The organism is Streptomyces sp. NPDC096048, from assembly GCF_044763415.1.
GTDB lineage: Bacteria > Actinomycetota > Actinomycetes > Streptomycetales > Streptomycetaceae > Streptomyces.
This window is the reverse complement of sequence record NZ_JBIWGG010000016.1, coordinates 52,581-72,001: the sequence shown is the minus strand read 5'-3', so window position 1 is coordinate 72,001 and position 19,421 is coordinate 52,581. Positions and strand designations below refer to the sequence as shown.

Below are 19,421 nucleotides of genomic sequence, written 5' to 3'. Positions count from 1 at the left end.
TCCGTGATTCCAACCACTTCTTGGTTCCCCCGGATCAGGAAGGTGTGTCCTCGCCCGCCTCGTCGTCCGTCTCCGCCATCACGGGGGAGGCGTGGTGCGACCAGAGTTTCCAGCCGGAGGGCGTGCGCCGGAACGCGTTGGTGGCGACCACGAGCTGACCCACGAGCGGACCGAGCTCGTCGCCGCCCTCGGGGGCGGGGCCGCCGCTGAGGATGTTCTCGGTGCAGGTCACCAGGGCGGTGTCGCCGGTCACGGAGACGTGCACGTCGGTGAGGAAGAACTGGATGTAGTCGGTGTTCGCCATGATCAGCGCGTAGGAGCGGAGGACCTCGCCGCGGCCGGTGAGCACCGGCCAGCCGGGGTGCACGCAGGAGACCACACCGGCGTCGGCCGGGTCGTGGTACGACTCGTCTATGCCCAGGTCGGACGGGGTGAGCCAGAACTCGGACACCTTCTCGAAATCGCCCCGCTCCAGGGCCTCGTAGAAGGCGGTGTTGGCGGCCTCGACCTGTTCCACGTCGAGGTGCGGCGCGTTCACCGGGCTCCTTCCGGGCCGCTGTCCGCCGTCCGCGCCCCTTCGACGGCGCGCGCGACCCGTACGGCGTCGGCGGTGGCGCGTACCTCGTGCACGCGTACGGCCCACGCGCCGGCGTGCGCCGCGAGTGCGGAGACGGCGGCGGTGGCCGCGTCGCGCTCGCGTGCGGGCGGCGGAGCGGCCTCCGGGCCGGCGAGGACCCGGCCGAGGAACCGCTTGCGGGAGGCGGCGACGAGCAGCGGGTGGCCGAGGCCGTGGAGGCGGTCGAGGTGGGCCAGCAGCACCAGGTCGTGCTCGGCGTCCTTGGAGAAGCCGAGGCCGGGGTCGACGACGACGCGGTCGGGGGCGACGCCGCCCTCGACGACCGCCTCCACGCGCGCGCGCAGCTCGTCCACGACCTCGGTGACGACGTCCTCGTAGGTGCCCCTGACGTTGCCGCCCTCCAGGAGGCCGCGCCAGTGCATGACGACGAAGGGGGCGTCGGCGTCGGCGACGACCGGGATCATCCGGGGATCGGCGAGGCCGCCGCTGACGTCGTTGACGAGGGCGGCGCCCGCGGCGAGGGCCTGCTCGGCGACCGAGGCGCGCATGGTGTCGACGGAGATCGTGGCGCCCTCGGAGGCCAGGCCGCGCACGACCGGCACCACGCGCCTGAGCTCCTCGTCCTCGTCCACGCGGGTCGCGCCGGGACGGGTGGACTCGCCGCCGACGTCCACCAGGTCGGCGCCCTCGGCGACCAGGTCGAGGCCGTGCTTGATGGCGGCCGTGGTGTCGAAGAAGCGGCCGCCGTCGGAGAAGGAGTCGGGGGTCACGTTGACGACCCCCATGACCGCGCAGCGGTCCCATGCGGTCAGTCCCGCCAGGTGGCGGCGGCCGGTCTGCTTGCTCATGTGTTCAGCGTAGGCCCCGCAGGCAGCGGCCTTCCCTCGCGGCCCGGCCCCGCGGGGCGGGGAGCCGCCTCGCGCACGCGGATCCCTCACGCCGCCCGGGCGTCCTGCTCCACCACGCGGTGGGTGCACGGGCGGCGCGCGGTGGTGCGGCGGCGCAGGAAGCGGGGGAGGGGCGGGGCGAGGGTGACGAAGCCCTCGGCCTGCATGGCGGCGAAGCCGATGCGGGGGAGGTCGGCGGAGGCGCGGTAGACCACGAAACGGGGTTCCCACCGGGGGCGGAACTTGGCGTTGAACTTGTACAGGGACTCGATCTGGAACCACCGGGAGAGGAAGACCAGCAGCCCGCGCCAGGCACGCAGCACCGGCCCCGCGCCGATCTTCTCGCCCCGGGCGAGCGCCGCGCGGAACATGGCGAAGTTCAGCGAGACGCGCGCGATGCCGAGCCTGGGGGCGGCCTGGAGCGCGGCCACGATCAGCAGTTCGTTCATGCCGGGGTCGGCCGAGCGGTCGCGGCGCATCAGGTCGAGCGACACCCCGTCGGTGCCCCACGGCACGAAGTGCAGGATCGCCTTCAGGTCGCCGTACTCGCCGGGTTCGGCGTCCTGCTTGTGGGCGGTGGCTATCAGGCAGTCCCCGTCGGAGGGGTCGCCGACGCGGCCCAGAGCCATGGAGAAGCCCCGCTCGGTGTCGGTGCCGCGCCAGTCGTCGGCGGCCCGGCGGACGCGGTCCAGTTCGGCGTCGCCGAGGTCAGCCACGCGCCGTACCCGGGTCTCGTAACCGGCGCGCTCGATGCGCTTGACCATCTGGCGCACGTTGCGCATCGCGCGGCCGGCCAGGGAGAAATCCGCGACGTCCACCACCGCCTCGTCGCCCAGTTCGAGGGCGTCGAGCCCGGTCTCGCGGGTCCACACCTCGCCGCCGGTCTCGGAACAGCCCATGACGGCGGGCGTCCAGGAGTGGGCGCGGGCCTCGTCCATGAAGCGTTCGATGGCGCCGGGCCAGGCCTCGACGTCGCCGATCGGGTCGCCGCTGGCCAGCATCACGCCGGAGACGACGCGGTACGTCACCGCCGCCTTGCCGCTGGGGGAGAAGACGACGGCCTTGTCCCGGCGCAGCGCGAAGTGGCCGAGGGAGTCCCGGCCGCCGTGCCTGGCCAGCAGGGCGCGCAGGCGGGCCTCGTCGTCCTCGGTGAGGCGGGCGGCGGGGTGTTCGGGGCGGAAGGCCAGGTAGACGGTGGTGACGGCGGTGAGCAGGCCGAGGGCGCCGAGGGAGAACGCGACCGTCCAGGAGGTGTTGCCCCCGTAGTCGACCGGGCCCTCGACGCCGAACAGGCCGTACAGCACGTGGGTGAGGCGGTCGGCCAGGCTCGGGTCGCCGACCATGCGGTGCGGGTGGGCGTTGACGACGACGAGGCCGAGGGCGAGGGAACCGGCGCCCATGAGCACGAAGTTGGCGAGCGCCCGCCACCGGCTGCGCGGGTCGGGCAGCGCCGCGAACTGGTCCCGGTGCCGCAGCAGGGGCAGGAGCAGCGCGAGGGAGATCAGCACCCCGACGAGGGAGTGCCGGTAGGTGAACTGCGCCACGGCGCCGAGCGGCAGCAGGGCCACGGCCGCCCGCCACGCCCGGCGCTTGCGGCGCTTGAGTCCGTGCGCGAGCAGCAGCAACAGCACCCCGGCACTGAGCGAGAGCGCCGCCGCGAACGGGCCGAACGAGCCGGGCAGCACCTCGGCGAGGGCGTGCATACGGCTGTGCCGGAACCGCGGGAAGACGCCGGCGGCGATGTCCAGCAGGCCCACGAGCGCGCAGGCGCGGCCGACGAGGAGGGGCACGGCCTCCGGGCGCGGGCCGCGCGGCACCCGGCGTACGCTCGTGGGCTTCGTCGGAACCACACCCGACATTTCCTCATCTGTCCTGACAGACATCGCACCCGTAGTTCTGCGAGAGACCGTGGATCCGGGCCCGTTTCGGGCATCCGGCGACATTGCGCCCTCTAGGACGGTGTCTTGGTGGGAGAGGTTCACTCCCCCTCGTCGGAAACCCCGACCGGTGCGACGGGACGGTGGTCCGGGCGGATGGCCCGAACGGACGCATGGAAAGCGCAGGCAGGTAGCAACGCATGGGTCTCACGAGCAACAAGGTGCTGGCGCTGGCGGTCCTGTCCGGCGTGCTGCTGTTCGCCGGCACGGTGTGGCTGTGGCCACGGCTGGCCCGGCGGAGCGTACGGGCCGTCCTCGGGCGGGTGGGCCTGCTGTTCGCCACCCAGTTGGCGGTCTTCGCCGCGGTGGGGCTGGTGGCCAACCAGTCCTTCGGGTTCTACGGCAGCTGGGCCGACCTGTTCGGCCGGGAGAACGGCAAGGGCGTGGTCGTCGACCACTCGGCCGACGGGGCCGACGGGGCCGGCGGTCCGCTCCAGGTCGTCGGCGACCGGCGGGTCAGCCGGGCGGGCGGGGCGCGGCCGGAGGTCGGCGGCCGGATCCAGGAGATACAGGTGGTCGGCCGTACGACGCGGATCGCCTCGCCCGCGTACGTCTATCTGCCGCCGGAGTACTTCCAGGCGCGGCACCGCGCCCGTACGTTCCCCGCGGCCGTCGTCCTGACCGGCTATCCGGGGACGGCCTCGGCACTGGTGGACAAGCTCCACTACCCGCGTACGGCGCTCGACCTGGCCAAGGCGGGCCGGATGCGGCCGATGATCCTGGTGATGCTGCGGCCCACGGTGGCGCCGCCGCGCGACACGGAGTGCGTGGACGTCCCGGGCGGCCCGCGGACGGAGTCGTTCTTCGCCGTGGACCTGCCCGAGGCCGTGAGCGCCCACTACCGCGTGGACCGCGGGCCGGGCAGCTGGGGCATCGTCGGCAACTCGACCGGCGGTTACTGCGCCCTGAAACTCGCCATGCACCATCCCCAGGTGTACGGCGCCGGGGCCGGGCTCTCCGCCTACTACGACGCGCCCAGCGATCCCACCACGGGCGACCTCTTCCAGGGCGACGAGGGACGGAAGAACCGGGCCGACCTTTGGTGGTGTCTCGAGAACATGCCCGCGCCCGACACTTCACTGCTCGTCACCAGCAGCAGGTCCGGCGAGACGAACTACAAGGACACGCTGGAGTTCATCGAGCGGGTGAAGGACAGGAAGCCGACGCGGATCTCGTCGATCATCCTGGAAAGCGGCGGGCACAACTTCAATACGTGGCGGCGCGAGATTCCCGCGACCCTGGAGTGGCTCAGCGAGCGGCTCGGCGGGCGGTGACGGGCGGCTCGGCGGGTGGTGACGGGCCGTTCGGCGGGTGGTGACGGGCCGTTCGGCGGGCGGTGACGGGCGGCCACAGGAAATGATCTTGAAATAATTCGCCCGCCCCCGGGCATGTGGATTCCTGATGCCGTGTGAAAGCGTCGGAGAAGGCTGTGTTTTTACGGGGCGGGGCGCCAAGATTCGCCTACGCGCGGTAAGTTTCTGGCCATGCCACGTGGACGTCACCGCCATTCCCCGCCCTTGCACCGGCTGCTTCCTCCGTCGGCGATCGCAGGCGTCTCGGTCGTCTGTGCCGTCGGCCCCTGGGTGTTCAGCGAAGCGATGATCCTGCGCTCACTGGCCGCGGCCGCTGCGGTGACGGCCGTCGTCGGTGCGGTCGTCATGCGTCACTGGGACGCGCAGGCGGGCAGGCGCGTCGCCGACCTCACGCGCGCGCGTGCGAGCGACGAGTGGCGTTACGAGGAACGGGTCGCCGAACTGGAGTCCGACCTGGAGGAGTCGCGCGAGCTGCGCGTGAAGCTGGAGCACCGGCTGCGGGCGAAGCGCACGGAGCTGGCGGGGCTGCGCAACGAGCACGCCGCCCTGCTGCGGCGCTACGCCACGGCGGAGACCGAGCGGGCCACCGCGCTGGAGGGCCGCCGCCTGCTGGAGATAGAGGCGGTGCCGCAGACGCCCGCGCTGCCGGCGGCACGGTCGGCGCCGGTGGAGGAGACGCCCGCCGAGGCCACCGCGACCACTGAGGAGATCACGGGCGAGGTCACCGAGGAGGCCTCCGGGGCCACCGAGACCACCGAGGCCGTCGAGGAAGCCCCCGCCGTGTTCTCTCCCGAGGGATCCCGGCTGTTCCTTCGGGCGAACGCGGCACTGGCGCGCTTCGACGAGGACCGGCCCGCCGCCCCGGACGGCGACCGCGACGGCGGCGGTGCCTCGGACGGCCGTGACCCCGACGGCGGCGACGACGACGGGGACGGCGGCGGCAGCGGCGGCGGCGAGAGCGCGGAGGCGGCCGAGGCCGCACGGGAGGACGAGGCACAGGGGCAGCCCGAGGCGGCCGACGGGCACGAGCGCACCGTCGCCGCCTCCCCGACGACTCGGTCCGAGCAGTCCGAGCGGTCCGAGCAGCCCGACGAGCGGCCCGCGCAGCCCACCCAGGCGACCCGGCAGACCGCCGGTCACTTCACGGTGCCGACCGCGGTCGCCGTCGCACCGACGGCTCCCGCGCGGCGTCCGACGGTCGAGGGTGGCTTCGACTTCTTCGGCACGAAGAACGCCGAGCCCGAGGACGGGACGTCGTCGTCCGACGCCCTGGCGGCCGTCCAGAACGAGGATCTCGCCGACGTGGTCGGCCAGGAGGCCCTCGCCCTGCACAAGGCCGAGACGGAGGCCGGCTTCAAGCCGGCCGGCGAGGAGTCCCGGGGGGTGGGCCAGGTCATCGATCTGACGGCCCACGACGAGACGGAGCAGATCGACGTACAGCAGCTGCGCAGCGCGGTGTCCTGACGCCGGCCGGCACCGGCCGGCGCGGTCGACGGGGTCTCAGGCCATCCACCGGTCCGGCAACGCGTCCCGCCGTCCGGTACGGGAGCGCTCCGCCTGCGCCCGCAGCAGCCGTGCCGCCTCGTCGGCGTCGCGCAGCCGCGCGGTCACGGTCTTGTTCGCGCCCGTGTCCACGCGCACGTCGGCCAGCCGCAGCGCCCGCTGCCACGGCCCCCGCGTGAGCCGGACGCTCTGCACCTTGGCGTGCGGAACCAGCGCCAGGCTGCGGCGCAGCAGTCCGTACCGGGCGGCGAAGACCGCGTCGGTGACGGCGAGTCCGTAGCCGCGCCACCACAACGGCCGGCAACGCGCGGCCCGCCGCGGCGGGCGCGACAGCTCCGCGTCCGCCGGCACGGTCATCCCGTGCAGCACGCGCGCGACGACCGACTCGGCGATCTCGCGCGGGGCGACCGGCACCAGCACGGAGTTCGACGACCCGGCCACGTCCAGCTCCACCCGCACCCACCCGCGCCGCCGCCACAGCACCGGCTCCACGATCCGCACGGTCTGCACCCGGCCCGGCGGCACGGTCTCGTGGACGCGGTCCAGCAGCCCGTGGTCGAGGCGGAGCCCGTCCGGGGACTCGGCCACCGTCCAGTCGTACTCCCCGACGAACCGGCCCGCGCTGCTCGCGCCCGCGGCGCCCAGCAGGGGCAGGGCGGTCGCCAGCACCGTCCACAGGTTGTGGGTGGCCAGCCACAGCAGCGTCGGTACGACGACGGCGGCGATCAGCGTGCCCCAGGTCGCGCCGGTCAGCAGCAGCGAGACGGCGAGGACGCCGGGCGGCACGCGCAGCAGCTGCCGGGAGGGTGCCTCGCCGACCTCGTGCGCGGTCTCCGGCGCGAGTCCGGCCGCGCGCGCGAGCAGTTCGGCCCGCAGCGCGCGTGCCTCGTCGGCGCCCAGGAAGGCCAGTTCGTCCTTCTTGCCGGTGCCTATGACGTCGAGTTTGAGCTTGGCGACCCCCGCGACGCGGGCGAGCAGCGGCTGGGTGACGTCGACGGCCTGGATCCGTTCCAGCCGGATGTGCGCGGTGCGCCGGAACACCAGTCCGGTACGGATGCGCAACTCCGTGTCGGTCACCGCGAAGTGCGTGAACCACCAGGTCAGGAAGCCGTACAGGGCGGCCGCCGGGATCAGTACGGCGAGCCCGATCAGCAGCGTGGTCGTGGTCAGCCGCGACAACTGGCGCTGCGCCTGGTCGGGATCGTGCACGGCCCACCCGACGACCACGGCGACCGGCGCCCAGGCCCGCCGCAACGGCGTGACGGGGTGCAGGCGCCGCTCGACGACACCGGTTCCGGGGGCGGTTGTGCCGTCACCGGGCCCGGCGACCGTGCGGGCCTCTTGCTTGCCGCCGGTGGCGTGGACCTGCGCCCTGGCCCCGGCCGTGCGGTTCTCCGTCCTGCCGCTGGGCGCGTGGCCCTGCGCCCTCCCCTCGGCCGCCTGGTGCTCCGTACCCGTCGTGCGGTCCGCCGCCTTCGTCGTGCGGTCCTCCGCGCCCGTCGGGCCGTCTCCGGCCCCGGCCGCGCCGTCCGCTGCCCCGGGCGTGGTCACAGCCCCGCCGATCGGGCCTCGCCCAGCTCGGTGAGCCGGTCGCGGAGGCGTTCCGCCTCGGCCGGGTCGAGGCCCGGGATCGTCGCGTCGGTCGCCGCGGCGGCCGTGTGGAGCTGCACGCTGGCCAGGCCGAAGTGGCGTTCGACCGGGCCCGAGGTCACCTCGACCAACTGCATCCGCCCGTAAGGGACGACGGTCTCCTCCCACCACAGCACGCCCCGGCTGATCAGCAGGTCGTCGGCGCGCTCGGCGTACCGCCAGGAGCGCCAGTTGCGTTCCAGCATCGCCCAGCCCCACACCAGCAGGGCCAACGGCAGCAGCGCCAGGGCCACCCAGAAGGGGCCCAGGAACAGCCCGGGCAGCAGACCCGCGGCGATCGTCAGCAGCCCCAGCCACACCACCAGCAACAACCGCCGCATGCGTAGCAGCCCCGGCGGCAGGCCGGTCCACACCGGCTGGTCCCGCACCGGCTCCGTCGGCTCCGTCGTCCCCGCCGTGCCCGTGTCGTCAGGGCTCCCCGTCTCCATGGGGCCAGGGTACGTAGGGGAGACTGTGCGCATGACTCCTACGACGGAGACCACGGTCGGTATCGGCGGTGCCGCGGAGAGCACCGACATGGTGCTCAACATCGGGCCCCAGCATCCGTCCACGCACGGCGTGCTGCGGCTGCGGCTCGTCCTGGACGGCGAGCGCATCACCAGCGCGGAACCCGTGATCGGCTACATGCACCGCGGCGCGGAAAAGCTGTTCGAGGCCCGTGACTACCGTCAGATCATCGTGCTCGCCAACCGCCACGACTGGCTGTCGGCGTTCTCCAACGAGCTGGGCGTGGTCCTCGCCGTCGAGCGGATGCTCGGCATGGAGGTCCCCACGCGCGCGGTGTGGACGCGGACGCTGCTCGCGGAGCTGAACCGCGTGCTCAACCACCTGATGTTCCTGGGGTCGTACCCACTGGAGCTGGGCGGCATCACCCCGGTCTTCTACGCCTTCCGGGAGCGGGAGGTCCTCCAGAACGTCATGGAGGAGGTCTCCGGCGGGCGCATGCACTACATGTTCAACCGCGTCGGCGGCCTCAAGGAGGACCTGCCGGCGGGCTGGCACACGCGCGCGCGTGCCGCCGTCGCCGCCGTGCGCTCGCGTATGGGTGTCTTCGACGACCTGGTGCTCGGCAACGAGATCTTCCGGGGGCGTACGCGCGGGGTGGGCGCCCTGTCGCCCGAGGCCGTGCACTCCTACGGCGTCAGCGGCCCGATCGCCCGCGCCTCCGGCGTCGACTTCGACCTGCGCCGCGACGAGCCGTACCTCGCCTACGGCGAACTCCAGGACACCCTGAAGGTCGTCACCCGCACCGACGGCGACTGCCTCGCCCGCTTCGAATGCCTCCTGGAGCAGACGCACAACGCCCTCGACCTCGCCGACGCCTGCCTGGACCGCCTGGCCGATCTGCCGCCCGGACCGATCAACCAGCGGCTCCCGAAGGTGCTGAAGGCGCCCGAGGGCCACACGTACGCCTGGACCGAGAACCCGCTCGGCATCAACGGGTACTACCTGGTCAGCAAGGGCGAGAAGACCCCGTACCGGCTGAAGCTGCGCTCGGCCTCGTACAACAACATCCAGGCGCTGGCGGAGCTGCTGCCCGGGACACTGGTCGCGGACATGGTGGCAATCCTCGGGTCACTCTTCTTCGTGGTCGGGGACATCGACAAGTAGCGCGGCGGCGTCGACGGGCCCCACCGGCTGGAGCAGCCACACGAAGTCGCCCAGCCCGCCACGCGCGAGCAGCTCCGCGGCCTCCGAGGCACCCGCGAGGGCGCGTACGTACGCCGCCGGGTCGGTGGAGGCCAACGCGAGCGGGGGGCGTGCGCCTGTGACACCCAGGGCGCGCAGGGCATCGCGCTGGGGGCGCAGGAGAGCACCCGAGGGCGTGCACTCCGGGGCGCACCTCGCCGCCTGGGCCCCCGCGTACCTCGCCGCACGGGCCGCCTCGCACCTCGCCGCCTGGGCCGCCGCGCACGCGTCCAGCGCCACATGCGCGGTGATGTCGCACGACCCGTCCGGCACCGGCGGCGTCTCCCGCCCCTCCCGGAAGCCGGTGAGTGTCCCGAACGGCGGGCGGGCGTCCACGGTGTGCGCGTAGTCGGCGGCGACCGCCAGCCCTCCGTCCAGGGCCGCCACGGCGGACGTCCATGCGGCGTCCCTGGGGAGTCCGATCTCGGCCCGCAGCCCCTCCTCACCGGCCAGCGGCCACCACCGCGCCAGCCACTCGGCCTCCGCGCCGTCCACCGGCTCGCCGAGCCGTTCGGCCCCGTCGTCCCGCACGAGCACCCGCCGCGCCACGCCCGCGGAGTCCACCTCCGCCACCTCCACCGGGACGTTGTCCAGCCACTCGTTGGCGAACAGCAGTCCCGTCACCCCGCCGCCCGGCGGCTCGGCGAGCCACTCGATCCGGTGGTCCAGCCCCTCGGGGCGGCCGGCCAGCTCGACGGCGTACGCGCGCGTACGGGCGCCCACGTCCTCGGGCAGCGCGGCCAGCACCCCGGTGACCAGCTCGCCCCGCCCGGCCGCCATGTCCACGAAGTCCAGCGACGCGGGCCGCCCCAGCGCCGCGTCGACCCGGCACAGCAGCCGCGCCACGGCCCCGGCGAACAGCGGCGACGCGTGCACGGACGTTCGGAAGTGCCCGGCGGGCCCCTCGTCGGAGCCGCGGTAGAAACCGGCCGGTCCGTAGAGGGCGTCCTGCGTCGCTTCCCTCCAGCCCCGCCAGTTCTGATACGCCCCTGAAGCCCCTGCGATGCCTGTCGTCCCTCGCGTCACAGGGCCAGGCTAGGCGCACAGGAGAACGGGGCCTCCACCTTGCGGAGTACGCGCGGGCGATGCGGATCGGCCCTCCGGTTGACCTCTGCACCTATCTCCCTTCCCTACGCTGGGTTACGTGCAGCGCCTCTACGATTTCCTCCGCAGACACCCGACCGGGGTCGACTGTTTCTGGGCCCTCGTCCTGCTCGGGATCTCCGTCATGTCCATGGCTCCGCAGGAGGAGGCCCGGGGGACGGACACGACGGCGCTGATCGTCCCCTTCGTCCTGCTGCTGTGCGTGGTGATCGCGTTGCGCAGGCGGATGCCGGAGAAGATGCTGCTGCTGGCCATCGCGCTGGGCGTGGGGCAAGTGGCGCTGGACGTGTCGACCATGCCGGCCGACTTCGCCCTCCTGGTGATCGTCTACACCGTGGCCGCGACCGGCGCCCGCTGGGCCTCCCGCACCGCGCTGGCCATGGGGCTGTGCGCCGCGCCCGTCGCCCAGATGCGCTGGCCCATGGAGGACACGGGCATAGCGAACAACATCGCCGTAGCGGTCTTCCAGGCGGTGCCCTTCGCCCTCGCCTGGGTGCTCGGCGACTCCATCCGCACCCGCCGCGCCTACTTCGCGCAGCTGGAGGAGCGGGCCGCACGGCTGGAGAAGGAGCGCGAGGCGCAGGCCAAGGTCGCGGTCGCCGCCGAACGCGCCCGGATCGCACGCGAGCTGCACGACGTCGTCGCGCACAACGTCTCCGTGATGGTGGTCCAGGCCGACGGCGCCGCCTACGTCCTGGACGCCGCCCCCGACCAGGCGAAGAACGCGCTGGAGACCATCTCCTCCACCGGCCGCCAGGCCCTCGCGGAGATGCGCCGCCTGCTCGGCGTGCTGCGCACCGGCGAGCACGAGGAGGCCGGCGAGTACGTCCCGCAGCCCGACGTCCAGCAGATCGAGGACCTCGTCGAGCAGTGCCGGAGCTCCGGGCTGCCCGTCGACTTCAAGGTCGAGGGCACCCCGCGTCAGCTGCCCAGCGGCCTCGAGCTCACCGCGTACCGCATCGTGCAGGAGGCGCTGACCAACACGCGCAAGCACGGCGGCCCCGACGCGGGCGCGAGCGTGCGCCTGGTCTACTTCGACGACGGGCTCGGCCTGCTCGTCGAGGACGACGGCAAGGGCGCCCCGCACGAGCTGTACGAGGAGGGCGGCCTCGACGGCCAGGGCCACGGACTGATCGGCATGCGGGAGCGGGTCGGCATGGTCGGCGGCACCCTGGACGCCGGGCCGCGGCAGGGCGGAGGATTCCGCATCAGTGTGCTGCTGCCGCTGAAACCCGCACACTGACAACCGCCCCTGTACGCGCGTACCGCGTTGACACCTGTAAGGAAGAGGCCACGATGGCGATCCGCGTAATGCTCGTCGACGACCAGGTGCTGCTGCGCACCGGGTTCCGGATGGTGCTGGCGGCCCAGCCGGACATGGAGGTCGTCGCGGAGGCGGGCGACGGCGTCGAGGCCCTCCAGGTGCTGCGTTCGACGGCCGTGGACGTCGTCCTGATGGACGTCCGCATGCCCAAGCTGGACGGCGTCGAGACCACCAGCCGGATCTGTGTGGACCCGGCCGCACCGAAGGTGCTGATCCTGACCACCTTCGACCTCGACGAGTACGCCTTCTCGGCGCTGAAGGCGGGCGCCTCCGGCTTCATGCTCAAGGACGTGCCGCCGGGCGAGCTGCTCGCCGCGATCCGCTCCGTGCACAGCGGCGACGCGGTGGTCGCCCCCTCCACCACGCGCCGGCTCCTGGACCGGTTCGCGCCGATGCTGCCGGCCACCGGTCAGGAGCCCCGGCACAAGGAACTCCAGCGGCTCACCGAGCGGGAGCGCGAGGTGATGGTGCTGGTGGCGCAGGGCCTGTCCAACGGTGAGATCGCGGCCCGGCTCGTGCTGTCGGAGGCCACCGTGAAGACGCACGTGGGCCGCATCCTGACCAAGCTGGGCTTGCGGGACCGGGTGCAGGTGGTGGTCCTCGCCTACGAGACCGGGTTGGTGCGGGCGGGCGGCGGACAGGGCTGACCCCCCCCTGGCGGGCGGGGGCGGAATCCGCCGCATCCGGTGCGACGTCCGGCCGGCCCGACCAGCTGACCGACCGACCGGCCGACTGATCGGCCGACTGAACCGCCCACGTACCGGCTGACCGGCCGCACGGCGGGCTACCGGAGTATCCCCTCCAGGAAGTCGCTGCCCAGCCGGGCCACCACCGTCACGTCCAGCTGGTGCAGGACGTATCGCCCGCGGCGGCGGGTGGTGATCAGGCCGGCCTTCTTCAGCACGCCCAGGTGCCGGGATATCTCCGGGGCCGTCATGCCGTGCGCCTGCGCCAGCTCGCTCGTGGTGTACGCGCTGCGGGCCAGATGGCGGCAGATCCGCATCCGGACCGGGTGGGACAGCGCGGTCATCCGCAGTGTGAGCTGCTCGACCGACGGCGGCGAGGCCAGCTCGGGAGAGCCGACGGGGTAGTGCAGCACCGGCTGCCAGTCGTGCCGGTGCAGGACCATCAGATGCGGCCAGCCCAGGCTCGTCGGGACGAGCAGGAGCCCGCCGTCCGCCGTCGCCGAACGGCCGTCGCCCAGCTTGTCGACCGTGATCCGCGCGGCGCTCTCGTCCAGTGCGACCGCCGGGGACACGGCTGCCAGCGCCTCGGCGAGGCCCTTGCGGTGCAGCAGGTCCGTCTTGTGGCGGGCGTCCGCCGCGAGCTGGTGGCGCAGCCGCGACCAGGCCTCCGCGAAGAACGCCTCGTCGCAGTCCTGCGCGAACTGCCGCAGCCAGCCGCGGATCAGCGGCGGGTCGGCCAGCAGCCGCTCGCTGAAGCGCAGCTGCTGCGGTCCGCGCGCGGCGGCCAGATCCAGCGCGCGCCGGCGCGCCTCGGCGTCCGTGAGCGCGGAGACCCCACCGGTGCTGTACGGCAGGGCGCAGGTGAACTCCAGTGCCGCGTCCACGAACTGGTCGTCGGACAGCTTGTCGAGCAGGTCCAGGTCCTCGGCGAGGGTGGCGCCGGGCAGCGTGCTGCGGCCCGGCACGCCGGCGAACGGCATGAACAGGTCCGAGAAGGTCGTCCGCCACAGGAAGTCGGCCTCGCACATCCGGTCGGCCAGATGCGAGTCGAGCCGGGCGGTCACCCCCGTCGCCCAGCCCTGCAGGCCCGGGTGGTGCCCCGGCTCGGACAGCGCGTGCAGCGCCATCCCCAGCTCGGCCAGGGGTGAGGGCACGACGGCGATCCTCTCCGGCCGCAGCCCCGCGATGTCGATGCGCACGCTCATGCCCTCATGGTGCACCCCGCCACCGACAACGCCGCCGTCGATTGACCGCCGCCGTCAATCGGCGCGACCGGGGAGCCGTACCGGAGCAGTCTGGAGTCACCGGGGCAGCCGCGGAGCCCGTTCCTCCTTCGACCTGTACGTCTCTTCGACCTCTACGTCTCCTGAGAAGGCGATCTCCATGAGCATCACGCAGCAGTACCTCATCGACACCTACCGCGCCCGGCAGCTCGGTGAGCCCGCGCCGCCCGCGCCCGGCGCCCACGACTGGCAGGTCGTGCGCGAGTGGCACGACCGCCGCCAGTTCCAGGCCGTCGTCGCCGGCCGCCCGGCGCGGGGCCGGGTACGGCGGGCCCTGCGCCGGTGGTCCCTGTGGCCGCGCGCTCTCGGCTGACCCGGGCGGCCGGCGCCCCGCCGGTCAGGCTTCCAGCCGGGCCGCGAAGTCGGCGACCGCCGCCTTCACCTCGTCGGCCGTCCAGTCCAGGCCCGCCGTGTCCACCCCGACCTCGGTGATCGCGAGCCCCGGCCCGGGCGTGCTCCAGCCCCGGGAGAAGAGCAGGGTCCCCGTCTCCTCGCCCTGCCGGACCGCGGCCTCGCCGACGACCTCGGCGTCGTACGGCAGCCAGACCTGGAACTCGTGGGTGTGCGGCTCCTCGGGGTGCACCCGCGCCCACGGCAGCCCGGCCGCCGCGAAACCCTCCCGCAGCGCGGCGGCCACCACGCGCGCGTGGGCGACGTACTCCGGCAGCCGGGGCAGCTCCCGCTCCAGGCCGGCCAGGGCCGACAGCACCGTGGGGAACTGCTGGAACACCGCGCCGCCGTACCGGTGCCGCCAGGCCCTCGCCTCCTCGATCAGCGTCCGGGGACCGGCCAGGGCGGCGCCGCCGTAGCCCTTGAGGGACTTGTAGAACGAGACGTACACGCTGTCCGCCAGGCCCGCGATCTCGGCCAGTGGACGGCCGAAGTGGACGGTGGACTCCCACAGGCGCGCCCCGTCGAAGTGGACCACCGCGTCGCGCTCCCGCGCGGCCTCGACCACCTCGGTGAGTTCCTCCCAGGTGGGCAGTACGAAACCGGCCTCCCTGAGCGGCAGCTCCAGCATCAGCGCCCCGAACGGCTCCTCGAAGTCGCGCACCTCGTCGGCGGTCGGCAGCCGGGGCTCGCTGGTCACCCGCACCGGGCGCAGCCCGCTGACCCGGCTGAAGGCGTTGCGCTCGTGTTTCTCGGGATGGCTGAGCCCGTGCAGGGCGACGACCGGATCGCCGGTGCGGCCCGCCCAGCAGCGCAGGGCCACCTGCTGCGCCATGGTGCCGGTCGGGAAGAAGGCGGCGGCCTCGGCGCCGAGCAGGGCGGCGACTTTCTCCTCCAGGGCCTCCACGATGCCGTTGCCGTACATGTCGGACGGCTCGTCGAGGTCGTACAGCTCGGCGGCCCCGTCCAGCAGGGCGAGCCGCTCGCGCAGGGTGGCCGAGAACCCCGGGCCGACGAGCACGCGGCGGGCGCCACGATGGGCGGCCACGCGCCGTTCCCGGAGCCGCGCACCGCGCTCCTCCGCCGATTCCGCCTGAGGTGCTTGGTCCGCCTGTTCCGCCATATCGCTCATGCCGGGATCATGCCGCGCGGACGCCGGCGCGGGCATCCGGTCTCCCCCCAGGTTTCACGCGTTCCCGCGCGGGTCGGGGGTGTGCCCCGGCTCGTCCCACGCGCGCGTGGGTGTGCCGCGTCGCCGCACGGAAACCCACAGCCTGTGGACAACCGGACGCCCCGCGAACCAATCGCGTTAACATGACGAGAAATCGTCCGGTACCCCGAGCGGACTGGAACGGGAAGGCCGCCGTCGCGTGAACACAACCCCACAGCCAGATCCCAGGGACCGCCCCGCGCGTCTCACCGTAGGCGTCGTCGGCGCCGGACGCGTGGGCCCCGCGCTTGCCGCATCCCTCCAGCTCGCCGGGCACCGCCCGGTGGCCGTCTCCGGTGTCTCCGACGCCTCCAGACGGCGGGCCGCGGCGCTGCTGCCCGACGTGCCGCTCATGCGGCCCGCCGAGGTCCTCGAGCGCGCCGAGCTGGTCCTGCTGACGGTCCCCGACGACGCCCTGCCCGGCCTGGTGACCGGGCTCGCCGAGACCGGCGCGGTGCGACCGGGCCAGCTGCTCGTGCACACCTCCGGCCGGTACGGCGCGAGGGTCCTGGACCCCGCGTTGCGGGCCGGCGCCCTGCCACTGGCCCTGCACCCGGCGATGACCTTCACCGGCACCCCCGTGGACGTCCAGCGCCTGGCCGGCTGTTCCTTCGGCGTCACCGCGCCCGAGGAGCTGCGGCTGGCCGCCGAGGCCCTGGTCATCGAGATGGGCGGCGAGCCGGAGTGGATCGCCGAGGACAAGCGCCCGCTGTACCACGCCGCGCTCGCCCTCGGCGCCAACCACCTGGTCACCCTGGTCGCCCAGTCCATGGAGCTGCTGCGTACGGCCGGCGTCGAGGCCCCCGACCGGATGCTCGGCCCGCTGCTGGGCGCCTCCCTCGACAACGCCCTGCGCTCCGGCGACGCGGCCCTCACCGGCCCCGTCGCGCGCGGGGACGCGGGCACGGTCGCCGCGCACATCGTGGAACTGCGCGCACACGCCCCGCAGGCCGTCGCCGGCTACCTGGCCATGGCCCGCGCGACCGCCGACCGGGCACTGGACCACGGGCTGCTGAAGGCCGAACTGGCCGAGGACCTGCTCGGCGTACTCGCCGAGGGAACGGCCGGCACCGACCGCACGGGCGGCACCGACGGCATGGACGGCACCGACGGCACCGAGGGAGACGCCCGATGACCACCGCTCCGCCCGCCCTGCTGCGCACCGCCGACGAGCTGCACGCGCGCGAGCGTCGCGGCCGCCGGGCCGTCGTGATGACCATGGGCGCGCTGCACGAGGGCCACGCCACCCTGGTCCGCGCCGCGCGCGACCTCGCCGGCCCGGACGCCGAGGTCGTCGTCACCGTCTTCGTCAACCCGCTGCAGTTCGGGGCCGGTGAGGACCTCGACCGCTACCCGCGCACCCTGGACGCCGACCTGAGGATCGCCGGGCAGGCGGGCGCGGACGCCGTCTTCGCCCCCGCCGTCGACGAGGTCTACCCGGGCGGCGAACCCCAGGTGCGCGTCACGGCGGGCCCCATGGGCGAACGCCTGGAGGGCGCCTCCCGCCCCGGCCACTTCGACGGCATGCTCACCGTCGTCGCCAAGCTGCTCCACCTCACCCGCCCCGACCTCGCCCTCTACGGCCAGAAGGACGCCCAGCAGCTCGCCCTGATCCGCCGCATGGTCCGCGACCTGAACTTCGGCGTGGAGATCGTCGGCGTCCCCACCGTGCGCGAGGAGGACGGCCTGGCCCTGTCCAGCCGCAACCGCTACCTCTCGGCCCGGGAGCGCCGCACCGCCCTCGCGCTCTCCCAGGCCCTGTTCGCCGGCCTGGACCGGCACGCCGCCCAGGAGGCGCTGCGCGCGCGGGCACGCGAAGTGCCCGCCACACACGCGCGTGCCGAGGCGCTCAGTGCCCTGGGCGAGTCCCGCGCGGCGGCCGACGCCCACGCGGTCGCCACGTCCGCCCCGGGCAGCGCCGCGGCCGTCCGGGCCGCCGCCCACCTGGTGCTGGACGACGCGGCCCGCGCCGACCCGCCGCTGGAGCTGGACTACCTCGCCCTGGTCGACCCGTCCGACTTCACCGAGATCGGCGACGACCACACCGGCGAGGCCGTCCTCGCCGTCGCGGCCCGGGTCGGCGCGACCCGGCTGATCGACAACGTCCCCCTCACCTTCGGAGCCGCCTCGTGACCAGCACAGGCATACGACTGCACGCACCCGCACCCGGCTGGGCCATCGCCGCGGACGTGGTGGTCGTCGGCTCCGGCGTCGCCGGCCTCACCGCCGCCCTGCGCTGCGAGGCGGCCGGCCTGCGCACGGTCGTCGTCACCAAGGCCCGCCTCGACGACGGATCCACCCGCTGGGCCCAGGGCGGCATCGCGGCGGCCCTCGGCGAGGGCGACACCCCCGAGCAGCACCTGGACGACACCCTGGTCGCCGGCGCGGGCCTGTGCGACGAGGAGGCGGTCCGCATCCTGGTCACCGAGGGCCCCGACGCCGTACGCCGCCTCATCGCCACCGGCGCGCACTTCGACGAGTCCACCGAGGGCGGCCTGGCCCTCACCCGCGAGGGCGGCCACCACCGCCGCCGCATCGCCCACGCCGGCGGCGACGCCACGGGCGCGGAGATCTCCCGCGCCCTGGTCGAGGCGGTCCGCGCACGCGGCATCCGCACCGTCGAGAACGCCCTCGTCCTCGACCTCCTCACGGACACCGAGGGCCGCACCGCCGGCGTCACCCTGCACGTCATGGGCGAGGGCCAGCACGACGGCGTCGGGGCGGTGCACGCCCCCGCCGTCGTCCTCGCCACCGGCGGCATGGGCCAGGTCTTCTCGGCGACGACGAACCCCGCCGTCTCCACGGGCGACGGCGTGGCGCTCGCCCTCCGCGCGGGCGCCGAGGTCAGCGACCTGGAGTTCGTCCAGTTCCACCCCACGGTCCTCTTCCTCGGTCCGGACGCCGAGGGCCAGCAGCCCCTGGTCTCGGAGGCGGTACGCGGCGAGGGCGCCCACCTGGTGGACGCCGACGGCGTGCGCTTCATGCGGGGACAGCACGAACTGGCCGAACTGGCCCCCCGGGACATCGTCGCCAAGGGCATCACGCGCCGCATGCAGGAGCGGGACGCCGAGCACATGTACCTGGACGCGCGCCACTTCGGCGCGGGGATGTGGGAGAACCGCTTCCCCACCATCCTCGCCGCCTGCCGCGCCCACGGCATCGACCCGGTCACCGAGCCGATCCCGGTCGCCCCGGCCGCCCACTACGCCTCCGGCGGCGTCCGCACCGACGCCCGCGGCCGTACGACGGTCCCCGGCCTGTACGCGTGCGGCGAGGTCGCCTGCACGGGTGTGCACGGCGCCAACCGCCTGGCCTCCAACTCACTCCTGGAGGGCCTGGTCTACGCCGAGCGCATCGCCGCGGACATAGCCGCCGGCCACGCGGACGACACCCTCCACGCGCGCGTGCCCGCGCCCCTCCCGCACCCCGAGCACCCGGCGCACCCCCTCCTCCCGCCCGAGTCCCGCCTCACGATCCAGCGGATCATGACCGAGGGCGCCGGAGTCCTGCGCTCGGCCGACTCCCTCACGCGGGCGGCGGACCGGCTGTCCCACCTCCACACCGAGGCCCGCGAAGCCCTGCACGAGAACGGCAAGACGTCCGAGCCGGGCGTGGACACCTGGGAGGCCACGAACCTCCTCTGCGTGGCCCGCGTCCTGGTGGCCGCGGCGGCACAGCGCGAGGAGACCCGCGGCTGCCACTGGCGCGAGGACCACGCGGACCGCGACGACCAGACGTGGCGCCGCCACATCGTCGTACGCCTGAACCCGGACCGTTCCCTCGCCGTGCACCCCACGGACACGCCAGAATTCCCCCCGACCACCCACAGCCCCCAGCCGGCGCGGCCTCCCCAGGAGCAGTGACAGCA

General features: G+C 74.0%; 17 protein-coding genes. 9 read left to right on the top strand and 8 right to left on the bottom strand.

Annotated elements, in window-relative coordinates:
- Positions 1-34 precede the first annotated feature (34 nt).
- The 3 genes from ACIQ6R_RS34385 to ACIQ6R_RS34375 form a co-directional block, all read right to left on the bottom strand.
- Positions 35-538, bottom strand: coding sequence for a nuclear transport factor 2 family protein (locus ACIQ6R_RS34385; protein WP_404186478.1), 504 nt, complete (start codon positions 536-538; stop codon positions 35-37).
- Positions 535-1,425 carry a dihydropteroate synthase gene (folP, locus tag ACIQ6R_RS34380; protein ID WP_404225759.1) on the bottom strand — a complete coding sequence of 297 codons (891 nt, stop codon included), beginning with the start codon at positions 1,423-1,425 and terminating at the stop codon, positions 535-537. Before folP ends, ACIQ6R_RS34385 begins: the two co-directional genes overlap by 4 nt.
- 86 nt (positions 1,426-1,511) lie before the next feature.
- Positions 1,512-3,323: a phosphatidylglycerol lysyltransferase domain-containing protein gene (locus tag ACIQ6R_RS34375; RefSeq protein ID WP_404225757.1), complete on the bottom strand. Its 1,812-nt coding sequence runs from the start codon at positions 3,321-3,323 to the stop codon at positions 1,512-1,514.
- Positions 3,324-3,541: 218 nt separating this feature from the next.
- Between ACIQ6R_RS34375 and ACIQ6R_RS34370 the strand changes: the two genes are divergently transcribed.
- Entirely contained in the window at positions 3,542-4,675 is a 1,134-nt protein-coding gene (locus tag ACIQ6R_RS34370; RefSeq protein ID WP_404225756.1) for an alpha/beta hydrolase, read from the top strand.
- Between the two features lie 210 nt (positions 4,676-4,885).
- Positions 4,886-6,178, top strand: a complete 1,293-nt coding sequence (locus ACIQ6R_RS34365) for a hypothetical protein (protein ID WP_404225754.1) — start codon at positions 4,886-4,888, stop codon at positions 6,176-6,178.
- Positions 6,179-6,214: 36 nt separating this feature from the next.
- Here ACIQ6R_RS34365 and ACIQ6R_RS34360 read toward each other — a convergent pair whose 3' ends face one another.
- Positions 6,215-7,489 carry a PH domain-containing protein gene (locus ACIQ6R_RS34360; RefSeq protein WP_404225873.1) on the bottom strand — a complete coding sequence of 425 codons (1,275 nt, stop codon included), beginning with the start codon at positions 7,487-7,489 and terminating at the stop codon, positions 6,215-6,217.
- A 275-nt stretch (positions 7,490-7,764) separates the two neighbouring features.
- The gene (locus ACIQ6R_RS34355) at positions 7,765-8,295 is read right to left on the bottom strand and encodes a PH domain-containing protein (RefSeq protein WP_404225753.1); all 531 of its coding nucleotides are present in this window, start codon (positions 8,293-8,295) and stop codon (positions 7,765-7,767) included.
- A 31-nt stretch (positions 8,296-8,326) separates the two neighbouring features.
- Here ACIQ6R_RS34355 and ACIQ6R_RS34350 point away from each other — a divergent pair, with 31 nt between their 5' ends.
- Positions 8,327-9,478 carry an NADH-quinone oxidoreductase subunit D gene (locus ACIQ6R_RS34350; protein ID WP_404225752.1) on the top strand — a complete coding sequence of 384 codons (1,152 nt, stop codon included), beginning with the start codon at positions 8,327-8,329 and terminating at the stop codon, positions 9,476-9,478.
- Here the strand turns inward: ACIQ6R_RS34350 and ACIQ6R_RS34345 are convergent.
- Positions 9,443-10,582 carry an SAM-dependent methyltransferase gene (locus tag ACIQ6R_RS34345; RefSeq protein WP_404225751.1) on the bottom strand — a complete coding sequence of 380 codons (1,140 nt, stop codon included), beginning with the start codon at positions 10,580-10,582 and terminating at the stop codon, positions 9,443-9,445. The genes ACIQ6R_RS34350 and ACIQ6R_RS34345 overlap by 36 nt on opposite strands.
- 118 nt (positions 10,583-10,700) lie before the next feature.
- Here ACIQ6R_RS34345 and ACIQ6R_RS34340 point away from each other — a divergent pair, with 118 nt between their 5' ends.
- A complete protein-coding gene (locus tag ACIQ6R_RS34340) occupies positions 10,701-11,903 on the top strand; it encodes a sensor histidine kinase (RefSeq protein ID WP_404225748.1) in 1,203 nt (400 codons plus the stop codon).
- 53 nt (positions 11,904-11,956) lie between these two features.
- On the top strand, positions 11,957-12,631 hold the full coding sequence (locus ACIQ6R_RS34335) for a response regulator transcription factor (RefSeq protein WP_310871979.1): 675 nt from the start codon (positions 11,957-11,959) through the stop codon (positions 12,629-12,631).
- A 137-nt stretch (positions 12,632-12,768) separates the two neighbouring features.
- On the opposite strand, the gene ACIQ6R_RS34330 is transcribed toward ACIQ6R_RS34335, so the two are convergent.
- Positions 12,769-13,875 carry a DUF5937 family protein gene (locus ACIQ6R_RS34330; protein WP_404225747.1) on the bottom strand — a complete coding sequence of 369 codons (1,107 nt, stop codon included), beginning with the start codon at positions 13,873-13,875 and terminating at the stop codon, positions 12,769-12,771.
- Between the two features lie 178 nt (positions 13,876-14,053).
- Here ACIQ6R_RS34330 and ACIQ6R_RS34325 point away from each other — a divergent pair, with 178 nt between their 5' ends.
- Positions 14,054-14,266, top strand: a complete 213-nt coding sequence (locus tag ACIQ6R_RS34325) for a hypothetical protein (protein WP_404225745.1) — start codon at positions 14,054-14,056, stop codon at positions 14,264-14,266.
- Between the two features lie 24 nt (positions 14,267-14,290).
- Here ACIQ6R_RS34325 and ACIQ6R_RS34320 read toward each other — a convergent pair whose 3' ends face one another.
- Entirely contained in the window at positions 14,291-15,475 is a 1,185-nt protein-coding gene (locus tag ACIQ6R_RS34320; RefSeq protein WP_404225744.1) for a threonine aldolase family protein, read from the bottom strand.
- Positions 15,476-15,713: 238 nt separating this feature from the next.
- On the opposite strand from ACIQ6R_RS34320, the gene ACIQ6R_RS34315 reads away from it, so the two are divergent.
- Genes ACIQ6R_RS34315 through ACIQ6R_RS34305 form a run of 3 tightly spaced genes read left to right on the top strand, consistent with a single transcriptional unit; the run spans position 15,714 to position 19,416 of the window.
- Positions 15,714-16,688: a Rossmann-like and DUF2520 domain-containing protein gene (locus ACIQ6R_RS34315; protein ID WP_404225742.1), complete on the top strand. Its 975-nt coding sequence runs from the start codon at positions 15,714-15,716 to the stop codon at positions 16,686-16,688.
- Positions 16,685-17,686, top strand: coding sequence for a pantoate--beta-alanine ligase (gene panC, locus ACIQ6R_RS34310; RefSeq protein ID WP_404225740.1), 1,002 nt, complete (start codon positions 16,685-16,687; stop codon positions 17,684-17,686). The genes ACIQ6R_RS34315 and panC overlap by 4 nt, the downstream gene beginning before the upstream one ends.
- Entirely contained in the window at positions 17,683-19,416 is a 1,734-nt protein-coding gene (locus ACIQ6R_RS34305; protein ID WP_404225739.1) for an L-aspartate oxidase, read from the top strand. Before panC ends, ACIQ6R_RS34305 begins: the two co-directional genes overlap by 4 nt.
- Positions 19,417-19,421: the final 5 nt, after the last annotated feature.

Bases quoted from the DNA above. Each gene is read 5' to 3' on its own strand.
- ACIQ6R_RS34365 (WP_404225754.1), top strand. From the start codon at position 4,886: ATGCCACGTGGACGTCACCGCCATTCCCCGCCCTTGCACCGGCTGCTT.
- ACIQ6R_RS34355 (WP_404225753.1), bottom strand. From the start codon at position 8,295: ATGGAGACGGGGAGCCCTGACGACACGGGCACGGCGGGGACGACGGAG.
- ACIQ6R_RS34370 (WP_404225756.1), top strand. From the start codon at position 3,542: ATGGGTCTCACGAGCAACAAGGTGCTGGCGCTGGCGGTCCTGTCCGGC.
- panC (WP_404225740.1), top strand. From the start codon at position 16,685: ATGACCACCGCTCCGCCCGCCCTGCTGCGCACCGCCGACGAGCTGCAC.
- ACIQ6R_RS34335 (WP_310871979.1), top strand. From the start codon at position 11,957: ATGGCGATCCGCGTAATGCTCGTCGACGACCAGGTGCTGCTGCGCACC.
- ACIQ6R_RS34330 (WP_404225747.1), bottom strand. From the start codon at position 13,875: ATGAGCGTGCGCATCGACATCGCGGGGCTGCGGCCGGAGAGGATCGCC.
- ACIQ6R_RS34375 (WP_404225757.1), bottom strand. From the start codon at position 3,323: ATGTCGGGTGTGGTTCCGACGAAGCCCACGAGCGTACGCCGGGTGCCG.
- ACIQ6R_RS34325 (WP_404225745.1), top strand. From the start codon at position 14,054: ATGAGCATCACGCAGCAGTACCTCATCGACACCTACCGCGCCCGGCAG.
- ACIQ6R_RS34350 (WP_404225752.1), top strand. From the start codon at position 8,327: ATGACTCCTACGACGGAGACCACGGTCGGTATCGGCGGTGCCGCGGAG.
- ACIQ6R_RS34320 (WP_404225744.1), bottom strand. From the start codon at position 15,475: ATGAGCGATATGGCGGAACAGGCGGACCAAGCACCTCAGGCGGAATCG.
- folP (WP_404225759.1), bottom strand. From the start codon at position 1,425: ATGAGCAAGCAGACCGGCCGCCGCCACCTGGCGGGACTGACCGCATGG.